This window comes from Massilia sp. NP310 (assembly GCF_019443485.1).
Lineage (GTDB): Bacteria > Pseudomonadota > Gammaproteobacteria > Burkholderiales > Burkholderiaceae_D > Telluria > Telluria timonae.
Map to the genome: position 1 here is coordinate 1,125,447 of NZ_CP080379.1, position 19,967 is coordinate 1,145,413.

A 19,967-nucleotide genomic window follows, 5' to 3' on the forward strand; every position below is an offset into this window, starting at 1 on the left:
TAACGGGAATGCCCAGTTGGAAACAGTGCTGCTGCCTGGTCAGGCCGGCCCGATATACCGGCCTAGCTCGAACAGCGCAGCCATCCTTGCATCGCGAACCTTCGCGAGGCGCCTGCCGGACTGGCGGCAGATGAAGTGTACGCCGTCCGATTTCACTCTATCCAGTAGTGGACCGAGATCCACTACATTTGTGGGAGATACTTTCCCTTCATTGGCCAGGATCCCTGCAGTAATTGAGTGATTGCCGCCTGTGACAATTCCAATCCTCCACGGTAGTACAAGCAAGATCCCGTGGTTTGAATCCTGACGCCAGATCCCTAGCTGCTTCCCAGCTCCTACAAATGCTAGCGACGCCGCAAAGCGCTCTTTAGCCCATGGTGTTGGCAAGACGACGTCGCGTCCAAGATCGACTTGATGCCCCTCAACGGGGACTTGCAAGCAGTCTTCTGGGTTGAAATACGAAAAAAAATAGTCTGGTGAAAAAAGCTGCTCAAAGTCGACGGGGCTAAGCGCAGCATGCCTTGGGCGCTCTGCTACGGATAGCATTTGCTCGGCCTGCAGCGGCCGCAAAATCGCGCTTACGAGCTGTAAGACCCCACCCGGATTGTGAGCAGCTATCTGGTCAGCCATCTCCAGCAAGTTTTTGAAAATCTCCACCTCTGCACAGTCAGCAGTCCCAGGGGCGGCCACGTTAGGCTCACCCGGAGACCGAATTGTGCGTAAAAATTTCTGTAGACGTGCTACGACAAGGCCGACTCGGTTTCGGCGCACTCTCAATGGTGGAATTGTGTTAGGGGATGAACTGATTTTTATCTCTACTAGCCGTAGGCGACCACTTACGCTGTCGGCCTGGACCCTAAGCAATCCTACAGAGCATATCGGTAGGGTTAAGGCTAAACAGGACAAGCCGTAGTGTAATTGTCAACTCGACATTACATTATGTAATGTCGATTTAACGATTTGTTGATGTTGTTGCTAGAAGCCAGCTGTACGGAGGATTTCAGATGGGGCGCAGGACAGACCACGTGATATACGGACAAGGTTCACAAGAGACAGGTTTCGTTCGCCTCGCTCGATCCGACCCATGTGACTTCTGTCAAGACGAGAGCGGTAAGACAGTTCTTCTTGCGAGATCCCCATCTCTTTTCTCATAGAGCGAATTGCGGCGCCGATGGCTAACAAGACTCCCACGTCATCTGGCTGCCCTTGAACGATATCCATTGTGGTATGGTCCGTTCTTCGGGCACAATAGGCCACGGCATTTGCGGCCCATTTTTATCTGCTTGATAACACTCCCCTACCCTTCACATGAATAACTCCTCCCCCGCGGTCAGCAAAAAGGCAGTACTCGTACGGATACCCACAAATATGTATGAGGATCTGCTAAATCTCTCAGCAGCAGCCACCCTCTTACAGCGCAGAAGCGTTAGTGTTCCAGGCCTCGTGGTGGAGCTCTTGGAAGACGCCCTTCGCAAGCGAACTAAGCGCTGAGATGCGCTTCTAAATTATTTGGACTAGGTACGTGGCGCCACCAGTAGACACAGCAATGTCATTTCCCTCTTACTCACCGTAGGGCTTTGACTCTTCTTCAGCTAAGAACCGCTCCGCCGCTGCAACAGCCTTCGTCGACGGTGGCTTCAGCCCCACCGATTTTAGAAGTGCCTTTCGCGTCTCTGGCTTGATGAGACCCGCGTATGGCGGAGATTGACGCAAACGGTTAGAGTCCTCATCAAGGCCGGTCATCCTAGAGATCACTTCCGCGTCCGAACCGGTGGACATCAACTTGCGCCACTCATCGAAAGCTGAAACCCATGTGCCCTTGGCAACCCATCGATCCAAGTTGGCTAAGCTCGTTTTGCGAATCGTTGGCAGATCGTGCTCCTTGAGAATCGCCATAGCACTGAGGAGTTTCAACCTGTCGAGCTTTTCGTGGTGATTAGGCATGGTCGTGTCCGGATGACAAGATATAAGCGACGGTGGGATCGTTTGGAGAACTACTTCGCATAGTCTACTCTAGCCAAACACGGCCATATCTTAATCCTCGCTCTCTAGCTGTGCCCCCGCTATCCGTCTCTATGCGAGCTCGATACTGAGGATTCGATCATTCTAGAGAGGATGCAGCATGCAGTTGAACGACCCCGCTAAAGTGCTGGCCTGGCTACGGCGGCGACCTTCCGAGGAAGTTCTGAAAAAAACCTTCCCGAAAGAGCGGGAAGCAATGGAGGCCGAACTAGCGGCGGCCCTTGCCGCGCGCGACCCGGCACGCCTGCACCGCCTTCTTCACCCCGATGACGAGTCCGCTAAGCGCACACTGTCGCCGATGACAAAGGCTGATCAAGTGCGCGTGTTGCAGGCGGCGATCCGGCAACGGATGGCGGCGCTGGCTATGCGTCGCTACAGCCTCGCGATCGCGACTGGTCAGAAGTCCGGCAAAGTTCGCTTCAACCTCTTCAATGGCGTTATTGCACAGCGCTTGCTCTTCAAACGCGACTTCGAACGGAGGCCGGTCTCACTTTTCTGGTTTCGCCTGCTGTGGCCCCTGCTGTGACAAAGACGCCTGCTCATGCCGCTCGTGGAGCGCAAGGGAATTTATTGTTTCTATTCCCAGCCGTTTATACTCCACCTGCGCAGCCTGATCGCGCAACGCACCTGCCTTGAAATCGGCGCCGGCGACGGTACCCTGACTCGGTTCCTGAGCGAACTCGGCGTGCGGGCGACGGCCACCGACGATTACAGCTGGGCCGACAAGATCAGCTATCCGGCCTCGGGAGTGCAAATTGATGCCGTCACCGCGCTGCAAAGTACTCGCCCCAAGTCGTGCTGTGTTCCTGGCCCCCTGCTGACAATTCATTTGAAAAGATGGTCTTCCGAACCAGGAGCATTGAGATGTATATCGTCATCCTCTCCCGACATCGCTTCGCCAGCGGCAACTGGGGCGCGTATGAGGAGCAGCAGGATTTCGCACTCGAACATCGCCGCGACCTCGCCCGCTTGCTGCTGCCTCCAGAACTGGAGTGCGACGTGCTAGTTTCACTCGCAACCCTGGCTCAGAAAGATGAAGCGATCTCAAACGTGCGAGCTTTGGGCGAAACATGTTAAACCAGTTGCTGCTTCTGGGGCTGAATATTGCAGTAGAGTCGCAGCAAAGTAGGCAGAGTGTCGAAAACTCGAATCGTCTACAGAAATTTTGTTATCGTTTGCAGCTCCCTCATGCCTTGCTCGGGATCCCGTTCGTGCACGAGGCAATGGCTGATATGATCCAGGATCAGGGTCTTCTTCGCGGAGTGGATGGCGCTCTCGACGGCCTGCAGTTGCTGAGCAATATCAATGCAGCTGCGGTCACCCTGTAGCATGTCAATGACGCTTGCCAAGTGACCGTTAGCACGTTTGAGCCGCTTTACGACAGCCGCGTGGGATTCGTGCTGAGACATGTTGATGTTATCCTCCTATGGGGATATACTACTCCAAACTGAGCCGTACCCCCTCCAACTTTCATGTGCTGATGAAGAACACGTTTCTCATCCTGTTAATGTTTTTACTTCCGTGGCAGACGATTTCTGCGGCGGAGCGTAATTTCGAGCATATGATCGGCAGCGGCCAGAGTACGGTGTATTTTGTCCAGCACTTCACAGAGCATGTTGACCAGATCCTGCATCATCACAATGACGACGATGATAGCGGCGGATCGCATCAAGACGACACCAAGAAATCTCTTCAACATCTTGCTGATGTCGATCATGGCTTCAGTATAAATGTGTTGCTGCCAGCATCCCCTGCGGTGGCTGTACCCATCGAAGCGCGCATCGCGCCTTCGATGAGGCCCGACACATTCTATAACCGCACTACCCTCCCTCCTATCCGCCCCCCTCGCGCCTCGTTCTGATTCGCGGGTCCGCTGAGTTGTCATGGCACGCTGCCGTGACGCGGCCCGCTATTTCTGCATTCAGACAATTCGCGGGATTTTTATGCACAAATATATTCAAGGTCCATGCGCTTCGTCGCGTGGCCGTTCGCTGAACTCGTCCGTTCGGCGAGCGAGGTGCCATGGCACCGAAACGAACACGCGTGTACTACGCCTTCTCATCAGTCTCTGCCTGGCCTCGACGCTGTCGGTTGCTTCCGCTGCTGACAGTCCGTCATTTGGTGATTTGTTGCGCCAAGCGCAAGCCAGCGCACCGTTGCTATTGGAGCAGGCTGCAAATGTTCGGGCTGCCGCAGCCGACGTACGGCAGTCGCAGACCTGGCTGAACCCCACCCTCACCGCGACCGCCGAAGATCTCGGCGCGCCAAAGCAAGGCGGTTCCAGCCAGCGGCAAGACACTTATACGGTGACTCAAGTATTCGAGGTCGGAGGTAAGCGCAACGCGCGGGTCACGGCGGAACGCAAGAAGGCCATGACTGCCGGGGCACGCGAGCGTCAGGCCCGCGTTGCTTACGCTGCCGAACTGGCCATCGTTTATGCAACGGCCGAAGCGATGCAGCGCCGTAAGGAAGTCGCCGATGCCGAAGCGGCACGTGCGGAAGACGATTTACGTGCGGCGCAGGCTTTGGTCAAGGCCGGACGCGAGGCGCAATTGCGACTTGTCCAGGCTCAAGCCAGCTTGGCCGCAGCTCAGTCCGATGTGCTAGCCGCATCGGCCGCATCCACTAGCGCACTGGCACGACTGACCGCGCTTGTCGGCGCTACCGAGCCATTGACCAGGATTACCCACCCCCTACTTTCGGCTACGGCGCCGACTCCAGCATCGGCTTGGAACGCTGCTGATACTCCGGCACTGGCCACAGCAGTAGCCGAGCGAGAGGCATTGACGGCGCAAGTACGAATTGAAGAAAAACGTTGGTTGCCGGATATCGGAGTTTCGCTAGGTATGCGGAGATATGGCTGGACTGACGAGAAGGCGGCTACCGTAGGGCTAAGCGCGACGATTCCTTTGTTCGATCGGAACAAGGCTGGCATTAATGCGGCGCGTGAACGCGTTGAAGGGGCATCCCAGCGCGTCGAAGCAGCACGATTGGAAGCGATTGCAACACACGGCTCAGCAACAGCCCAAGTACTTGCATCCGACATGCGCGTGCGCGCCCTCGAACAGGGGGAGCTCGCGGCAACGGAAGCTTACCGCCTCGGGCGCCTTGCCTACGATGCCGGCAAAGCTTCCCTGCTCGAATTGCTGGCGATCCGTCGCGCGCTGGCTGAATCACAACAACGCACGATCGAGGCGCGATTAGAGCGTATCCGCGCCATCGCCACTCTTTCTACGGCTGAAGGCCGCATCGCTTTTGGAGATACACAATGAATGAACAATCCCGCAGGCCAACGTGGCCAGTAGCGGCTTTACTGCTCGCTATCGCCGGGGCGCTTGGCTTTGGCGCCGCAAATCTTCTGCAACCGAAGACTCCTCCGCAGACGATAGCCGCGTCCGCCTCTGTGCCTGCCGCCGGCGGCAACGCAACAGAGCCTGCTGACGAGGTGACGATCCCAGCCGAATACCTGTCGATTGCAGGTATCGCGGTCGAGCCCGTCGCCTCCGGGGGGCTGGAAGCCGAAATCCTGACTGCTGGCACCGTGACTGCAGCGCCGAATAGTGAAGCTATTTTGGTTGCTCGCGCGCCTGGCAACGTGACTCGCATCGAGCGTCAACTAGGCGACGCTGTCAAAGCGGGCGACGTGGTGGCTCGCGTCGAAAGCCAGGAAGCCGCAGCAATGTCGACAGAGCGCAACGTCGCGCGCGCACGGGCTGAACTGGCTCGCAAGACGTTCGCGCGTGAATCGACCCTGTTTGAACAGGGGATCACGCCGCGCCAGGAGATGGAAGCCGCGCAAGCCGCTCTGGCTGTTGCAAACGCTGAATTTAAGCGGGCAGCAGATGTGGCACGGTCTGCCAAGGTCTCCTCCGACGGCGCATCAGTGGCGGTTGTCAGCCCGATTAGCGGCAAGGTAACGGCGCAGACAGTAACGCTCGGTAGCTATGTCCAGCCACAGACCGAACTGTTCCGTATCGCTAGCGCGGCCCAGCCGCTGATCGAAGTATCCGTGCCTGCTGCAGACATTGGCCGCATCGCTGTTGGCGACAAGGCTACCCTGGTGCGCACGAGCGGCACCCCGGTCGAGGCTACTGTACGTTCTGTTACACCGACCGTCAGCGGTTCCTCACGTGCGGCTACTGTGTTGCTATCGCCGGCGCAGGGCGCACAACTTATCGTAGGTGAAGGCGTGCAAGCCCGCCTGCACATTAAGGATGGTGGTGCCGACATGACCGTACCGGAAGACGCGGTTCAGAACATTGAAGGCCGCGATGTGCTGTTCGTGCGAACCAAGGATGGTTTCCGGCCGACGCCAGTGCTAGTCGGTAACCGCAGCCGTGGTATGGCACAGATCGTTTCGGGCGTGAAGCCGGGTGACCAAGTCGCGACACGCAATGCGTTCCTGGTGAAGGCCGACATGATCAAGGCCGAGAAGGACGAATAATGATCGACGCCATCCTTACCACATCAGTCCGCTCGCGCTGGCTGATCCTGTTCATGACGATGGTGGTTGCCATCATCGGCGGCTGGCAGCTCAACCTGCTGCCGATCGACGTGACGCCGGACATCACCAACAAACAAGTGCAGATTAATACGGTGCTACCGACGCTGAGCCCCGTAGAAATCGAAAAGCGAGTCACATTCCCAATCGAGACGGCATTATCCGGCCTAAATGGCGTCGAGAACGTCCGTTCGTTCTCACGCAACGGCTTTAGCCAAGTCACCGCCATCTTCAAGGAAGATGCCGACTTGTATTTCATGCGTCAGCAGGTTTCGGAACGCCTTGCCCGTGCGCGGCCTGACCTTCCTGAAGGTGCCGAGCCGCAGATGGGCCCCGTATCAACCGGGCTTGGTGAAGTATTTCACTACAGCGTGGAGTACGCGCATCCGAACGGCAAAGGAGCGCCTGTGCAAGATGGCAAGCCTGGCTGGCAGAAAGACGGCAGCTTCCTGACTGAACAGGGCGAGCGGCTGGTCGATAACGTGTCGAAGCTGGCTTATCTGCGCACTGTACAGGACTGGATCGTCCGGCCACAGCTCCGGACCACGCCCGGCGTGGCTGACGTCGACTCCCTGGGCGGTTACGTAAAGGAATACGTGATCGAACCGGATTCGGCGAGGCTGGCTGCGCTGGGGATTTCGATCGCTCAGCTGGCTGAAACGGTGGAAGCTGCGAACGTTTCGGTCGGTGCCAACTACATTCGCCGTTCCGGTGAAGCTTACCTGGTGCGGGCCGATGGGCGCATCCGCAACCAGGATGAGATCGCACGAGCTGTGGTAACGACGCGCGACGGCGTGCCGATCACGGTTGGCCAAGTCGCCAAGGTGACGATTGGCGGGGAGCTGCGCCGCGGCGCAGCCAGCCGCAATGGTTATGAAACTGTCGTCGGTAGTGCGCTGATGCTGGTGGGCGAAAACAGCCGAACCGTTGCAGCCGCCGTTGGCGAAAAGCTGAAAGAAATTAAGACCACCCTGCCCGAGGGGATCACGCTGGTGCCAACGCTGGACCGGTCGCAGCTGGTCGTGGCGACGATTTCCACGGTTGCAAAGAACCTGGCGGAAGGAGCGCTACTTGTCGTTGCCATCCTGTTTGCACTGCTGGGCAACTGGCGCGCTGCCGTCATTGCAGCACTTGTCATTCCGTTGTCGCTCCTGATGAGTGCTATCGGCATGAATTCGCTTGGGATTTCCGGCAATTTGATGAGCCTTGGCGCCCTCGACTTCGGTCTGATCATCGACGGCGCCGTCATCATCGTCGAAAACACACTCCGGCGCCTTGCCGAACGCCAACACCACGAAGGACGTACCCTCCTTCTTCGCGAACGGCTTGAAGAAGTTGTTGAGTCCTCTCGTGAAATGCTGCGGCCGACCATCTACGGCCAATTGGTGATTTTCCTCGTCTTCCTGCCTTGCCTGACGTTCCAAGGTGTCGAGGGCAAGATGTTTTCGCCGATGGTCATCACGCTGATGCTCGCGCTCGGCTCGGCGTTCGTGTTGTCGCTGACCTTCGTGCCGGCTTTGATCGCGGTGATGATGAAAGGCCCCGTGTCGGAGAAAGAGGTCAAGGCGATCGTTTTGGCCAAGAGCCGTTACGAGCCACTATTGCGGCGCGCTGTCGCACGTCCTGCGCCGTTCATCGGTGCCGGCGTTGCGGTGCTCGCGCTGGCAACCGTTGCCTTCGGATTCGTCGGCCGAGAGTTCATGCCCACCCTGGACGAGCAGAACCTGAACCTGTCCTCAGTACGCATTCCCTCCACCACGATTGAGCAGTCCGCTGCGCTGGACTTGCCGCTGGAACGAGCCGTCCTGACGCTGCCAGAAGTATTGACCGTCTATTCGAAAGCCGGTACAGCCAGCCTGGCCGCCGACCCGATGCCGCCAAATGCTTCAGATAACTACATTATCTTGAAGCCGAAGAGCGAGTGGCCGGAGGGCGTCACCACAAAAGAACAGGTGATCGAGCGCATTCGCGAGAAGACGGCTTTCCTGGTCGGCAATAACTACGACGTAACACAACCAATCGAAATGCGCTTCAACGAATTGATTGGTGGCGTGCGCAGCGATGTCGCAGTGAAGATTTACGGTGAAGATCTTGACCAGCTCGCTGATACGGCCAAACGTGTCGCAGCCGTGCTGCGCAAGGTGCCGGGCGCCGCGGATGTGCGGGTCGCGCAGACCGAAGGCTTCCCGACCTTTGACATCGCCTTCGATCGCGCGGCGATCGCCAGGTATGGCCTGACCGTCAAGGAAGTCGCCGATACCGTGTCGACTGCTCTGGGCGGGCGCGTAGCAGGCCAAATATTCGAGGGTGACCGCCGCTTCGACATCGTGGTTCGCCTGCCCAGTGAAATGCGAAATGATCTTGATGAGTTGGGTGCTCTGCCAGTGATGTTGCCAGTCACTGACGGCGTGGTACGGGGATCGGTGCCGCTACGCGAACTGGTGCAGTTCCGGTTCACGCAAGGCTTGAACGAGGTGAGCCGCGACAACGGCAAGCGGCGCATTTATGTCGAGGCCAACGTGGTGGGCCGTGACTTGGGCAGCTATGTGGACGATGCCCAGTCACGCCTGGCTGCGGAAGTCAAGCTTCCAGCCGGTTCCTGGATCGAATGGGGTGGACAATTCCAGAACCTGCGCGCTGCAACGGAACGTCTCGCGATCATTGTGCCTGCTTGCTTTGTGCTGATCTCCGCAGCGCTGTATATGGCGATCGGGAACGTATTGCTGACGGCAACCGTACTAACAGCCGTACCGCTCGCTCTTGCGGGCGGCGTGTTTGCACTGGTCTTGCGCGGCATCCCGTTCTCGATTTCAGCCGCAGTGGGCTTCATCGCCGTGTCAGGCGTCGCGGTGCTGAACGGTCTGGTCCTGATCTCTGCGATTAACAAGCGACTACTGGATGGAATCGCGGCAGAACGCGCCGTTATCGACGGTGCGATGGAACGACTGCGCCCTGTGCTGATGACCGCCCTGGTGGCATCGCTGGGCTTCGTGCCGATGGCGATCGCGACAGGCACAGGGGCCGAGGTGCAGAAACCGTTGGCCACGGTCGTCATCGGCGGCCTGATCACATCGACCATCCTGACGCTATTCGTTCTTCCAGCGCTCACGGGCATTGTGCTGAAGCGGCGCAAAGTCGGTCCGGCGAATGCCAAGCCGGTCGAGACACAGCCAGCCTGATCGACTATCCCAAAGTAGCAATACGGGGCGAGGCCCCAACGGCATCTGCGGCGGGGCCGGCAACACCGCCGCACACATGGAGAATGCAATGAAAAAATTGATCGCAACGATGGGTATCGTTGGCCTTATGGCCGCTGCTCTCGCGAATGCGCATCCGGACCACGACGCGGCGCCAATGACTGTGAAGCCAGTCTCGTTGGTCGCGAAGAGTAGCGCATCGGGCGCAACGATCCAAGTCACTGAAGCGGGTAAGGCTGTCCCTACGACCGGCGCTACCGGTACGCTGACATTGGCGAGTGCGGCTGGGCGTCAGGTCCTCCAACTGAAGCCTGCAGGCGAGAACGTTTTGGAAGCAAAGTCCGCTAGCAAGATCGCGGCCGGAACCAAGGGCCAGGCGAGCATTACCTTTGCTGACGAAAGCATGGCTATCGTGGATGTGACGGTCAACTGATCCCTTTCAGTGTCGCGTACGTCATCGCCCTTACGGCTTGGAGCGCGACGCTGGGCCAACGTCCTGACACTGTCGAGACGGCCATACGGCCTTGAAGTAATGAACGGCTGACTACGGCCGACGTATTCAGCCAATAACTAATCACGGACAAACCATGTCGATCGTTTTATCGAACCGGACGTACAGGCATCTATTCCTCGCCCAAGTAGTTGCGTTGCTTGGAACAGGCATGCTCACGGTCGCACTAGGACTGCTCGCGTATCAGCTTGCTGGGGCGCAGGCCGGCAGCGTGCTCGGCACGGCGCTTGCAATCAAGATGATTGCGTACGTACTGATAGCGCCGGTGGTTGGAGCCTATGCAAACCGCCTGCCGCGTCGCGCTTTTCTCGTGACGATGGACCTTGTTCGTGCTGGAGTTGCGCTATCGCTGCCGTTCGTGACGCAGGTGTGGGAAATCTATGTGCTGATCTTCATGCTGCAGTCTGCATCCGCGGCATTTACGCCAACGTTTCAGGCAACGATTCCCGACGTCCTGCCCGATGAAAAGGATTACACGCGAGCCCTTTCGCTCTCGCGAATGGCTTATGACATGGAAAACCTGCTCAGCCCAATGCTGACGGCAGCCCTGCTGACGGTAATTTCGTTCCACTGGCTGTTCGGTGGCACCGTCGTAGGCTTTATCTGCTCCGCCGCCCTGGTCGTTTCGGTACGACTGCCGCGTGCAGGCGGGTCAGCCACCACTGGGGGCATTTTCACAAAAACCTTCCGTGGCATCTCGATCTATCTACGCACGCCGCGGCTGCGCGGCCTGCTGGGCCTGAACCTGGCTGCTGCAGCAGCCAGCTCGATGGTAATTGTGAATACAGTTGTGTACGTACAGGCTCGACTGGGCCGTCCCGCATCGGACGTACCACTCGGCTTAGCGGCATTCGGCTTCGGCTCAATGCTAATGGCATTGGTATTGCCAAAACTGCTGGAGAGCCGCGCCGATCGGCCAGTAATGCTGCTTGGCGCGGCCGTCATGACCTTCGGATTGGTAGTCGGCGCCATCGTTGCCGCCGTTGGCGGCCCCTACGAATGGCCCGCGTTTCTGCTCACTTGGCTCGTCATCGGTCTTGGCTACTCCACCACATTGACCCCTAGCGGGAGGCTCTTGAAACGCTCTGCGCACGCCGACGATCGCCCTGCGGTTTTCGCCGCGCAGTTCTCGCTCTCGCACGTCTGTTGGCTGATCGCTTATCCAATTGCAGGCACGCTGGGTAGCCTCCTTGGGATGCCAATCACTTTCGTCGTGCTCGCTATCGTCGCTGCAGCCGGTCTTGGCGCCGCAGCACTGTCATGGCCTTCAGAGGATCCAGACGCGCTCGAACATCCGCACGATCCTGACGCTGCGCGCGGGCATCTCGTGGACGGCGAACAAGCAACGCCAGGAAGGCACCGGCATGTATTCATTATCGATGATCAACATCCGAAGTGGCCAAACTGACTACGTGGCATGCATTTTCTTGTTCGGCGAGACTCAACGTGAAATTGCGTAACGTAACCGTTCGTTTTCTGGCTATGGCATTGCTCCTATCGATGCTTGGGATTTTGGCCTGGAGCAGTCAGTCGATGTCACACACCGGCTTGGTGCACGTGCATGCCGCCGACTCCAAGCTTGAGAAAGCTGACGATTCCAATAAAACCGTCGCATCAGGGCACTCGGTAAAGAAACATGCGCACACCCACAATGCGGGAGACCATTCGCACGACGTTCCGCTGCAACCGGCAGCCGCACAACTGGTGTTAGCGGAGTGGGCCGGCAGAAGTCGTGAAGACTCGGACATCGTGCGTTCTGCTTTCATGCCTCCTCCCGAGCGACCGCCAAAGACCTTATGGACGCTTGATTAATTTTGCGGCTTGGCCGTGCATTTTAAATATTTGGAGAAATTATGCTTTCAAACACTCAGTTCCTCGACGGAACTGCCTCCACGCAGACATCGCTTGCCAGATGGAGCGGATTAATAGTTTGCTCGTTGTTTCTATACCTGATGCTCATGGCCTCAGCTCAAGCGCATGGAATCGCCGAGGGCGATAAGGGCTATATCGCAGAAATAACAGGTGTGCACTTTATTTCCTTTATGTATCTCGGTGCGAAGCATATGTTCACCGGCTACGATCATATCCTGTTCCTATTCGGAGTAATTTTCTTCCTTTACAAGCTGAAGGATATCGGGCTGTACGTCAGCCTGTTTGCCGTCGGCCATTCGAGCACCATGTTACTTGGTGTCTTTACAGGTATCACCATCAATGGATACCTCATCGATGCCATTATCGGCTTGTCGGTGGTTTATAAGGCGCTGGACAACGTCGGTGCATTCCAACGCTGGTTAGGCGTTCAGCCGAACACTAAGATTGCGACCTTGGTGTTCGGTCTGTTCCACGGCTTCGGTCTTGCCACCAAGATACAAGAGTACGAGCTCTCGCAGGATGGGCTATTCGCGAACATGATCGGCTTCAATATTGGAGTTGAAATCGGTCAGTTGCTGGCCTTGGCAGCAATTCTCATCGGCATGGGATTCTGGCGGCGCTCCGCAAGCTTCTTTCGCCATGCCTATACCGCCAACATCGCAATGATGTCGGCAGGGTTCATGCTAGTGGGTTATCAGCTCACCGGCTATTTCATCGCTTAATTTAGGAATATTTCATGTACAACACTGATATGCCGGCACGCGCCGACCTGCCAAGCTCCGCGAAACTCATTCGCTCTACCGTGCTTGCCATCCTGACCGCAGCTGCTGTACTCATCACCATTGTCCTCCCAGCCGAATACGGTGTGGATCCCACCGGAATCGGTAAGGCGCTGGGGCTGAAAGCAATGGGCGAGATTAAGACACAGCTTGCGGCCGAGGCACTTGCCGATGCCAAGGCAGACGCCCTCGCCGCTGCACCTGCTGTTGAACCTTCTGCCTCGAGCCAAGTCGGCCAGCCCGCCGCTGCGGAACCGTCGGCGAAAGCCGACGAGATCACGGTCACCCTATCGCCTGGTGCGGGGACCGAAGTCAAGATGGACATGGATGGTGGCGACAAAGTCAGCTATGCATGGGAAGCGAGCGGTGGGAAGGTCAATCACGATACGCATGGTGAGCCGTTGAACGGTCCTGCAAACGCATTCCACCGCTACCTTAAGGAAAACGACGTGACCGGCCGTAGCGGCGAACTTACGGCCCAGTTTGCCGGCTCTCACGGCTGGTACTGGCGCAACCGCGGCACCGAACCAGTCACGATCACCGTCAAAGTCAGCGGCGACTTCAAGAACCTCAAGCAGAAATCCTGAGATAACGCCCGCAGGCTTTATAAAACTTCAATCACATTAGATCACAAGGACTCTCAATGAAATATCAATCCCACCTCACTTTTGCCGTTCCGGTCATGCTTGCGCTCACGCTGGCAGGATGCATGAAAGAAGGTGGTCACGGCCATAGCCACGACGGAGCTGCACCAGCAAATGCGGCCGTGGTCGCCACCGTAGCCAATGCTGCCCCTGCGACAAGCACAACCCCTGCGAGTGATTCCGGTATTCGCAGCGACGAAGTTCGGGTCACGCTGCAGCCCAACCAGGGAACTGAAATCAAGATGGCCATGAAGAAAGGCGAGAAGATCGACTATTCCTGGCAGACCGAAGGCGGTCCGGTCAATCATGACACGCATGGCGAGCCACCGGGTGATGGCAAGACCGTACATCGCTACAGCAAGGGCGTTGCAGTTGCTCAGAACAATGGGACCTTGGTTGCTGCGTTTGATGGCGAACACGGCTGGTTCTGGAGAAATCGAAACGATCGTGAGGTCACAATTACATTGAAGGTTAGCGGTCAATACCAGAGCATCGCACAGAAAAAATAGTAGAACCGGTAAGCCGTCGCTCTAAGTTTTGTCGACTTTGGTGAACGGAACCGTATTATTAAGATTGACCATAGCATGCTTGTAGCATGACACAGCTGGCAGTCCAAGGGCCAACAATAGGTTTGGACTGCCAGTTGTCTTTTTGCAGCGCGCAGCAAAATCACAGTATGCATAAAGCCGGATATGATTTAGCTGGATCCAACTGCAGACGGATAGAAATTGTTCCATCGATAGCTGAAGATATTTCATTTATAAACGAAATATTCAATTAGTGATATATATAAGCTCACCAAACAAAACTTGTTTCTTAATGAAATCAGTAATCAAATCTTCGCTTAGTAAAATACATGAACTTTCATACCCATAATGGAGAAATTTATTTTATAACAGTAGCGGTCGCTGTATGTTCTTTCGTGACCGTACTTGCAGTTCTAGCTTGGCTGAGCTGGCGGGGCCGGCATAAAAATAAGGAGCCAGAAAAAAAGATAGAAAAAAAAGCGTGCGACCGAAACGAAAAAAACGCTAGTTTTTGCCGGTTTCGATGTCGAGAAGTAAGCTTAGCTACAGCCGCGAGGCCTGTATCGGCGAACAACTAGAGAATCCCATGAAGAAAGTCACTGTCATACTCGCACTCGTCGCGGCCCTGTCCGCAGGCGACGCCGCTTGGGCGCATCTTGAGCATCAAGACGTAATCCGGGTACTAGAGCTTGAAATGGACAATACCGCAAAGACTCCGGTGTTTTACGTCTTAATGGGCGGACAGAAGGTGCCAACTGCAGGCGCCGTCGGTTTCCTGACGGTTCGCCTCGGTGACAAGACGCGCGACATCGAACTCGTGCCGACCGGAATCAACGGCATGAGGGTCAGGCCGAACGGGCCCATCGAGCACGGCGTCAGCAGCCGCGTCACCGTAACATTGGCCGACAAGCAGGTCGTGTCCGAAGAATTCATGATTAAGTAATGTACTCGCAGCAGGCCCGCGCATGCCAGTGGAATACTTACGCGCCGCAATGTCGCCTACCCAACATTATCGAACCTCATGCTGAACGTCCTATCGGCACCTGTTCCTAGCCCAGGTCGGCGACCTCGCCGGCACGGGCATAGCGACCATTGCAATTGGGCCTGCTGGGCTTTGACCTGGCGGTAGTTATTGCCGGCCGGGTGAGCGATCATTGCAGCTACCGTACGCGAGGAGTACGGCGCATCCTTGCTTTGCGGTTGTCGTACAGCCGCGCCTCTGTGGCTGACTCCTAATCACTCTCCCCTTCGGCGACAGGCCTGGGCTGGCTCGCTTTGATGGGCTTGGGAGCATCGGTGCCGAACACGGCCTGCTGTAGTTTGGCGATCCGCTGTTCCAACATGCTTGTATCATGCATGCTTTTCAACTGGGCCTCCAGGCCCGCCAGCTGCTGGCGAAGTTCGCCACAATGTTGGTTTGCTTTCACCAATGCATCTTCGGCCGCGACTGCCCGAGCTTGATTTGATGCTGCTTGCGCTTCGGCCATTGCCGCTCGCGATTCAACCGCATGCAAATGCTCAACTTTCCGGGCGAGGCTATGACCAAACTCCTTCTCGCTGTATAGAGCATGCTTGACTGTTCTTAAATCTGCGACGAGGCTTGCAGATTCCTTGTTTAGCTGGGTTAGTTGCTCCTGCTTGAGTGCCGAAGACTGCTGAGCTTCGCGCAACTGCGCCTGTAGCGACTGGATCTGGTGTTCGTGCCCTCTGACCTCCTGGTCACGCTGCTCTTTCGACGCCGTACGGAAGTGATCGAGCGCTTCGCGTGCCTGCTTGTGCTTATCTTCTAGGGAGGCTTGATGTCGCTGTGCGTCGACCATGCGCTCGGCCAGATCGGCGCTGCGCTGTTCAGCTGTGTGGCGGGCAATTTGCTCCTCATGCACGCGCTGCTGGGTGGCATCAAGTTGCTCGCGTACTCCGTTAAGCTCGTCAGTTATTGCTAAATTGCGTTGTTGTGCTTCCGCGAGTAAAGTTCGGCCCGTGGCGATTTCTTGCTTATGTTGCCCGCGTTCTAACACTAGCTGTTCACGTATCCCTTGGACGACTACGTCCGCTTCGGCTCTTAGCTGTTCAGCCAGCTGGGTGATCAGCGCCTGGATCGCGTCACTGACCGGCGCGACTTGGGTGCTTTTTTCTGCATCCAGTTCCCTTAGATATTTATGAATCGTAGTCTTCGACCCTGTATCGCCCAGCTCCGCACGTACGGCGTCGATCGATGGTCGACGGCCCTTCGCGATTAGGCTGTCCCGAGCCCGCTTCACATCGGAAAAATACACACCTGTACGTGCCATAGTGTCCTCCAGCGAAATATCGTACCGGTTACATACTGTCATATTACATTCTATTTTGGTAGCCAAAAGTTGTTCTAGTTGCTTCAAAAAACAGACTGGATAATATGGAGTTATCCCATGTCAGCAGTGCGTACCGGCGTATATAGCCTCTGGATCCGGTACAAATCTCGTTTTCCCAGGACTGAGAATGGATGGAGTTCGCTGGCCATCACGAGATGGTTTCGTTTAGACGATGCAGTAGCTTAAGAATGCCTGACAAAACCAACTAGTTGCTCTGAAGGCAATAGCGGTGGCACTGATCCGTGCTGAGGCGTTGCTCGTTCACGATACCGCATGCAGGATGCTCTCAATCACCATACATGGTATGATTGCAACAGACCTACGGAAAGACTTTGTATCGCGATTCGCGATACGTGTTTCAATTGCTTAGGGCTATGCCCTCGTCGATGTCCTTGCATGGGAGCTTGACTGTTACCATGCGTTGCCAATGAGTTTCCGTGGGTCTACCTCTACCCTTCTGAAGGAACCGGATGACTCAACTCGCCGCCCTTAAGGCCTCAACGTCGCTAATCGACATAGCTCATCTACTGGGATACAAGCCCTCCGCACTGGCGTATATCTTATATAAAATTGATGACGAAGTGAAATATGCCAATTTCGAAATCCCAAAACGTAGTGGAGGGAAGCGTTTAGTCAGTGCACCAATACCAGAACTAAAGGCTCTACAACGAAAATTGGCAGAGTTACTGGAAAATTGCTCTATTGAATTGACCGAGGCGGGTAAGCATGACGACAAGTCTTCGCATGGATTTAAGAAGGGTAAGTCGATTTTCTCGAATGCGAAGGGGCATCGCAACAAACGTTGGGTATTTAATATAGATTTGGAGAATTTCTTCGGTACGATCAACTTCGGTCGCGTACGAGGGTATTTTATAAAAGATCGAAATTTTCAACTCTCTCCTACTGTCGCAACGATTATCGCTCAGATAGCATGTCATAAAAATTGCCTTCCACAGGGCGCTCCCTCCTCTCCAGCCATATCCAACCTCATCGGTCACATACTTGACATTCACCTGTCTAAGCTTGCCGCAAAATTCGGCTGCCACTATTCACGCTACGCAGACGATCTAACGTTCTCGACCAACAAACCTAGCTTCCCACATCAGATCGCGTCGCCAGATTCAATCGATCCTCAAGCATGGACTCCGGGCAGTGAACTGAGCAGATTAATAGACAATTCACGCTTTTCGATAAACTCGCTGAAAACGCGGATGCAATATCGGGATTCTCGACAAGACGTAACCGGCTTGGTAGTTAATAAGAAACTTAATGTTAAGGCGGAATACCGTCGCCTAGTACGCGCGATGGTTAATAGGTTATTGACCCTTGGACATTTCGAGCGAGAAAAACGTCTTAGCGATGAAAAAGGCAATCTGGTGTTAACAAAAGTTCCTGGCAAAACCGATGAGTTACATGGAATGCTAGGCTTCATCGACAGCGTCGATCGATACAACCTAAATTTGTCAATACCAGCGGGTGGCAAAGTTCACGACGAAAAGAAAAAAGCTGCAGCTGACGAAAAAAATACTCGGCCTGGCTTAACAGGCAAAGATCATCTATATCGGCGGTTTTTAATCTATAAAGAATTCTTTGCCCCTTCCCGGCCGGTAATCCTCTGCGAAGGTGATACTGATAACATCTATCTCATTCATGCGATTCGCAGCTTATCAGCAAAGTATCCGCTACTGGCAAAGCTTCAAAACGAAAAACTAGAAATACTGCCTCGAATTTACAAGTATGTCGATACCAGCACCGGTCGGATCCTAGGACTCAACAGTGGTGGAACTGGCGATCTAGGAAAACTTATTCGAAGCTATTTGGCTGAGATTAACAGATTCATTCGACCGGCTAATCAGCATCCCTTTATCCTGCTTGTTGATAATGACAAAGGAGCCATAGGCGGAGGTAGGCCACCTGACGTGGTCAAGAAGGTTGTTGGTAAAGAGATGGATCGGAGCGCGCCCTTTCTTTATGTTGCAGGCAATCTTTACTTAGTTCCAACACCCTTGTTAGACGGCAAATTAGAATCGATGATCGAAGATTTCTTCGACGACAAGACTCGTTCAAGAGATATAGATGGAAAAGTATTCAACCCTGCTAACAAAGCGGATAACAGCAAGTATTTTGGGAAAAAGGTATTTGCCCACAAGGTAATTAGGCCGAATGCTGAAGACATTGATTTTTCCCGGTTTAGTTCGTTGCTCGACAACATCACTCTAGCATTAGAGGACTTTTATAAGAAACATCCGCACTCGGCTACGGTGGATAAACCTGCAAAAAAGGCTGCTTGATTTGACACTTTGGTTTAGGTGGAAGGCAATGGGTGCCGCCCTCTCCTGCGAGTTTTCATCACTTCCTCGCTCCGACGCGCCTCGCAAGCTTAAGTCACCACAGCGGACGGCAACGTCGTTAATTACAACCAGCAGCACGCATGCGCGGACGTCGACCGACCTTGTTACCCGATAGACGACAGCAAACGCCCGCGTAGCATTCATGTAGTCAGTGATTTATGAATGCGGATACGGTAAGCTTTGGCGATGAGTACGATCGAGAACTATGTTCAGGCAGGTACCCGGGCGAACACGGTGCGTGCCTATCGCTTGGCTCTGCAGCACTTCGAAGTTGAGTGGGGTGGTCTGCTCCCTGCATCTACAGAATCGGTGGCGCGCTACCTTGCACAACACGCGGAAATGGCTGCAATAAGCACGCTAAGGTTACGACTAGCCGCGATTGCCGACTGGCACCAGTCCCATGGATTCCCTGATCCTACGAAGTCCCGGTTAGTTCGTAAGGTGATGCGAGGCATCCGTACGCTTCACTCGACGCTCCCGAAGCAGGCGCGGCCGCTTGAGCTCGCGCAAATTGCCACGGTTACTCACTGGCTGGGTCACGTAATAGCACTTGCAAGAACCCACGGGCGCCGAACTGACGAGCTTCGGCACACTCGCGATCGCGCCCTGCTCTTGATCGGGTTCTGGCGCGGATTTCGCAGCGACGAGTTAGCACGGCTGCAAGTTGAACATATACAGGCGATTGCTGGCCAGGGCATGAAGTGCTTCCTTGCGCAATCCAAAGGTGATCGCGAAGCCCGCGGGCGAACGTTCACTACGCCGGCACTAATAGAGCTTTGTCCTGTCGATGCATACCTTGCATGGATCGAGGTCGCGAACCTCAGACACGGCCCGGTTTTTCGCGCTATTGACCGCTGGGGCAACGTCAGCGACGTGGGTCTACATATCAACAGCCTTGTTCCTTTGTTGCGAAAGTTGTTCGATGCCGCAGGCGTTCCATTCCCTGAGCAGTACAGCGGTCACTCGCTACGACGCGGTTTCGCAAATTGGGCCACAGCAAACGGCTGGGACATCAAAACGCTAATGGGCTATGTTGGATGGCGTGACGTTCAGTCAGCGATGAGATACGTCGAGTCAAAGGATCCGTTTGCACAAATGCGATCGCACGTGAGCTCGTCGCCAGGTAGCTAATTCGCCGGCTACAGCGCCTCAACTAACAAAATCACGGACCGAAATTTCCCGCTGGCAAACCTGTCTCGTGCCGTAGTATTA

The 19,967-nt window shown here is 55.4% G+C and carries 20 protein-coding genes; 15 read left to right on the forward strand and 5 right to left on the reverse strand.

The genetic code is table 11. The features are described from left to right. Window positions 1–39 precede the first annotated feature (39 nt). The 3 genes from KY496_RS27425 to KY496_RS05050 form a co-directional block, all read right to left on the reverse strand. On the reverse strand, window positions 40–771 hold the full coding sequence (locus KY496_RS27425; RefSeq protein ID WP_373889469.1) for a DUF6710 family protein: 732 nt from the start codon (window positions 769–771) through the stop codon (window positions 40–42). 204 nt (window positions 772–975) lie between these two features. After that, window positions 976–1,221, reverse strand: coding sequence for a helix-turn-helix domain-containing protein (locus tag KY496_RS05045; RefSeq protein ID WP_219864099.1), 246 nt, complete (start codon window positions 1,219–1,221; stop codon window positions 976–978). 339 nt (window positions 1,222–1,560) lie between these two features. After that, window positions 1,561–1,944, reverse strand: coding sequence for a hypothetical protein (locus KY496_RS05050; RefSeq protein WP_219864100.1), 384 nt, complete (start codon window positions 1,942–1,944; stop codon window positions 1,561–1,563). A gap of 178 nt (window positions 1,945–2,122) precedes the next feature. On the opposite strand from KY496_RS05050, the gene KY496_RS05055 reads away from it, so the two are divergent. Both KY496_RS05055 and KY496_RS05060 read left to right on the forward strand, forming a co-directional pair. After that, on the forward strand, window positions 2,123–2,548 hold the full coding sequence (locus KY496_RS05055; RefSeq protein ID WP_219864101.1) for a hypothetical protein: 426 nt from the start codon (window positions 2,123–2,125) through the stop codon (window positions 2,546–2,548). 338 nt (window positions 2,549–2,886) lie between these two features. After that, window positions 2,887–3,099: a hypothetical protein gene (locus tag KY496_RS05060; RefSeq protein ID WP_219864102.1), complete on the forward strand. Its 213-nt coding sequence runs from the start codon at window positions 2,887–2,889 to the stop codon at window positions 3,097–3,099. A gap of 77 nt (window positions 3,100–3,176) precedes the next feature. On the opposite strand, the gene KY496_RS05065 is transcribed toward KY496_RS05060, so the two are convergent. Then, a complete protein-coding gene (locus KY496_RS05065) occupies window positions 3,177–3,431 on the reverse strand; it encodes a metal-sensing transcriptional repressor (protein ID WP_219864103.1) in 255 nt (84 codons plus the stop codon). Window positions 3,432–3,502: 71 nt separating this feature from the next. Here KY496_RS05065 and KY496_RS05070 point away from each other — a divergent pair, with 71 nt between their 5' ends. The 11 genes from KY496_RS05070 (at window position 3,503) to KY496_RS05120 (ending at window position 14,996) form a co-directional block, all read left to right on the forward strand. After that, window positions 3,503–3,883 (forward strand): hypothetical protein, encoded by a 381-nt coding sequence (locus KY496_RS05070; protein ID WP_219864104.1) that lies wholly within the window; start codon window positions 3,503–3,505, stop codon window positions 3,881–3,883. A 22-nt stretch (window positions 3,884–3,905) separates the two neighbouring features. Further along, a complete protein-coding gene (locus KY496_RS05075; protein ID WP_229520425.1) occupies window positions 3,906–5,294 on the forward strand; it encodes a TolC family protein in 1,389 nt (462 codons plus the stop codon). Further along, the gene (locus KY496_RS05080; protein WP_219864105.1) at window positions 5,291–6,466 is read left to right on the forward strand and encodes an efflux RND transporter periplasmic adaptor subunit; all 1,176 of its coding nucleotides are present in this window, start codon (window positions 5,291–5,293) and stop codon (window positions 6,464–6,466) included. Before KY496_RS05075 ends, KY496_RS05080 begins: the two co-directional genes overlap by 4 nt. After that, window positions 6,466–9,702 (forward strand): CusA/CzcA family heavy metal efflux RND transporter, encoded by a 3,237-nt coding sequence (locus tag KY496_RS05085; RefSeq protein WP_219864106.1) that lies wholly within the window; start codon window positions 6,466–6,468, stop codon window positions 9,700–9,702. Before KY496_RS05080 ends, KY496_RS05085 begins: the two co-directional genes overlap by 1 nt. Before the next feature lie 88 nt (window positions 9,703–9,790). Further along, window positions 9,791–10,153 carry a hypothetical protein gene (locus KY496_RS05090; RefSeq protein ID WP_219864107.1) on the forward strand — a complete coding sequence of 121 codons (363 nt, stop codon included), beginning with the start codon at window positions 9,791–9,793 and terminating at the stop codon, window positions 10,151–10,153. Window positions 10,154–10,307: 154 nt separating this feature from the next. Beyond that, entirely contained in the window at window positions 10,308–11,639 is a 1,332-nt protein-coding gene (locus KY496_RS05095) for an MFS transporter (RefSeq protein WP_219864108.1), read from the forward strand. A gap of 38 nt (window positions 11,640–11,677) precedes the next feature. Continuing rightward, a complete protein-coding gene (locus KY496_RS05100) occupies window positions 11,678–12,043 on the forward strand; it encodes a hypothetical protein (protein WP_219864109.1) in 366 nt (121 codons plus the stop codon). A 140-nt stretch (window positions 12,044–12,183) separates the two neighbouring features. After that, window positions 12,184–12,825: a HupE/UreJ family protein gene (locus tag KY496_RS05105; RefSeq protein ID WP_229520524.1), complete on the forward strand. Its 642-nt coding sequence runs from the start codon at window positions 12,184–12,186 to the stop codon at window positions 12,823–12,825. A 14-nt stretch (window positions 12,826–12,839) separates the two neighbouring features. Further along, the gene (locus KY496_RS05110) at window positions 12,840–13,469 is read left to right on the forward strand and encodes a transmembrane anchor protein (protein WP_219864111.1); all 630 of its coding nucleotides are present in this window, start codon (window positions 12,840–12,842) and stop codon (window positions 13,467–13,469) included. A gap of 56 nt (window positions 13,470–13,525) precedes the next feature. Next, on the forward strand, window positions 13,526–14,035 hold the full coding sequence (locus tag KY496_RS05115; RefSeq protein WP_219864112.1) for a transmembrane anchor protein: 510 nt from the start codon (window positions 13,526–13,528) through the stop codon (window positions 14,033–14,035). 604 nt (window positions 14,036–14,639) lie between these two features. Next, window positions 14,640–14,996: a hypothetical protein gene (locus KY496_RS05120; protein WP_219864113.1), complete on the forward strand. Its 357-nt coding sequence runs from the start codon at window positions 14,640–14,642 to the stop codon at window positions 14,994–14,996. Window positions 14,997–15,285: 289 nt separating this feature from the next. On the opposite strand, the gene KY496_RS05125 is transcribed toward KY496_RS05120, so the two are convergent. Further along, on the reverse strand, window positions 15,286–16,344 hold the full coding sequence (locus KY496_RS05125; RefSeq protein ID WP_219864114.1) for a DNA-binding protein: 1,059 nt from the start codon (window positions 16,342–16,344) through the stop codon (window positions 15,286–15,288). 530 nt (window positions 16,345–16,874) lie between these two features. Here KY496_RS05125 and KY496_RS05130 point away from each other — a divergent pair. Then, window positions 16,875–18,695, forward strand: a complete 1,821-nt coding sequence (locus KY496_RS05130) for a retron Ec67 family RNA-directed DNA polymerase/endonuclease (protein ID WP_219864115.1) — start codon at window positions 16,875–16,877, stop codon at window positions 18,693–18,695. 246 nt (window positions 18,696–18,941) lie between these two features. Continuing rightward, entirely contained in the window at window positions 18,942–19,886 is a 945-nt protein-coding gene (locus KY496_RS05135) for a site-specific integrase (RefSeq protein ID WP_219864116.1), read from the forward strand. Window positions 19,887–19,967: the final 81 nt, after the last annotated feature.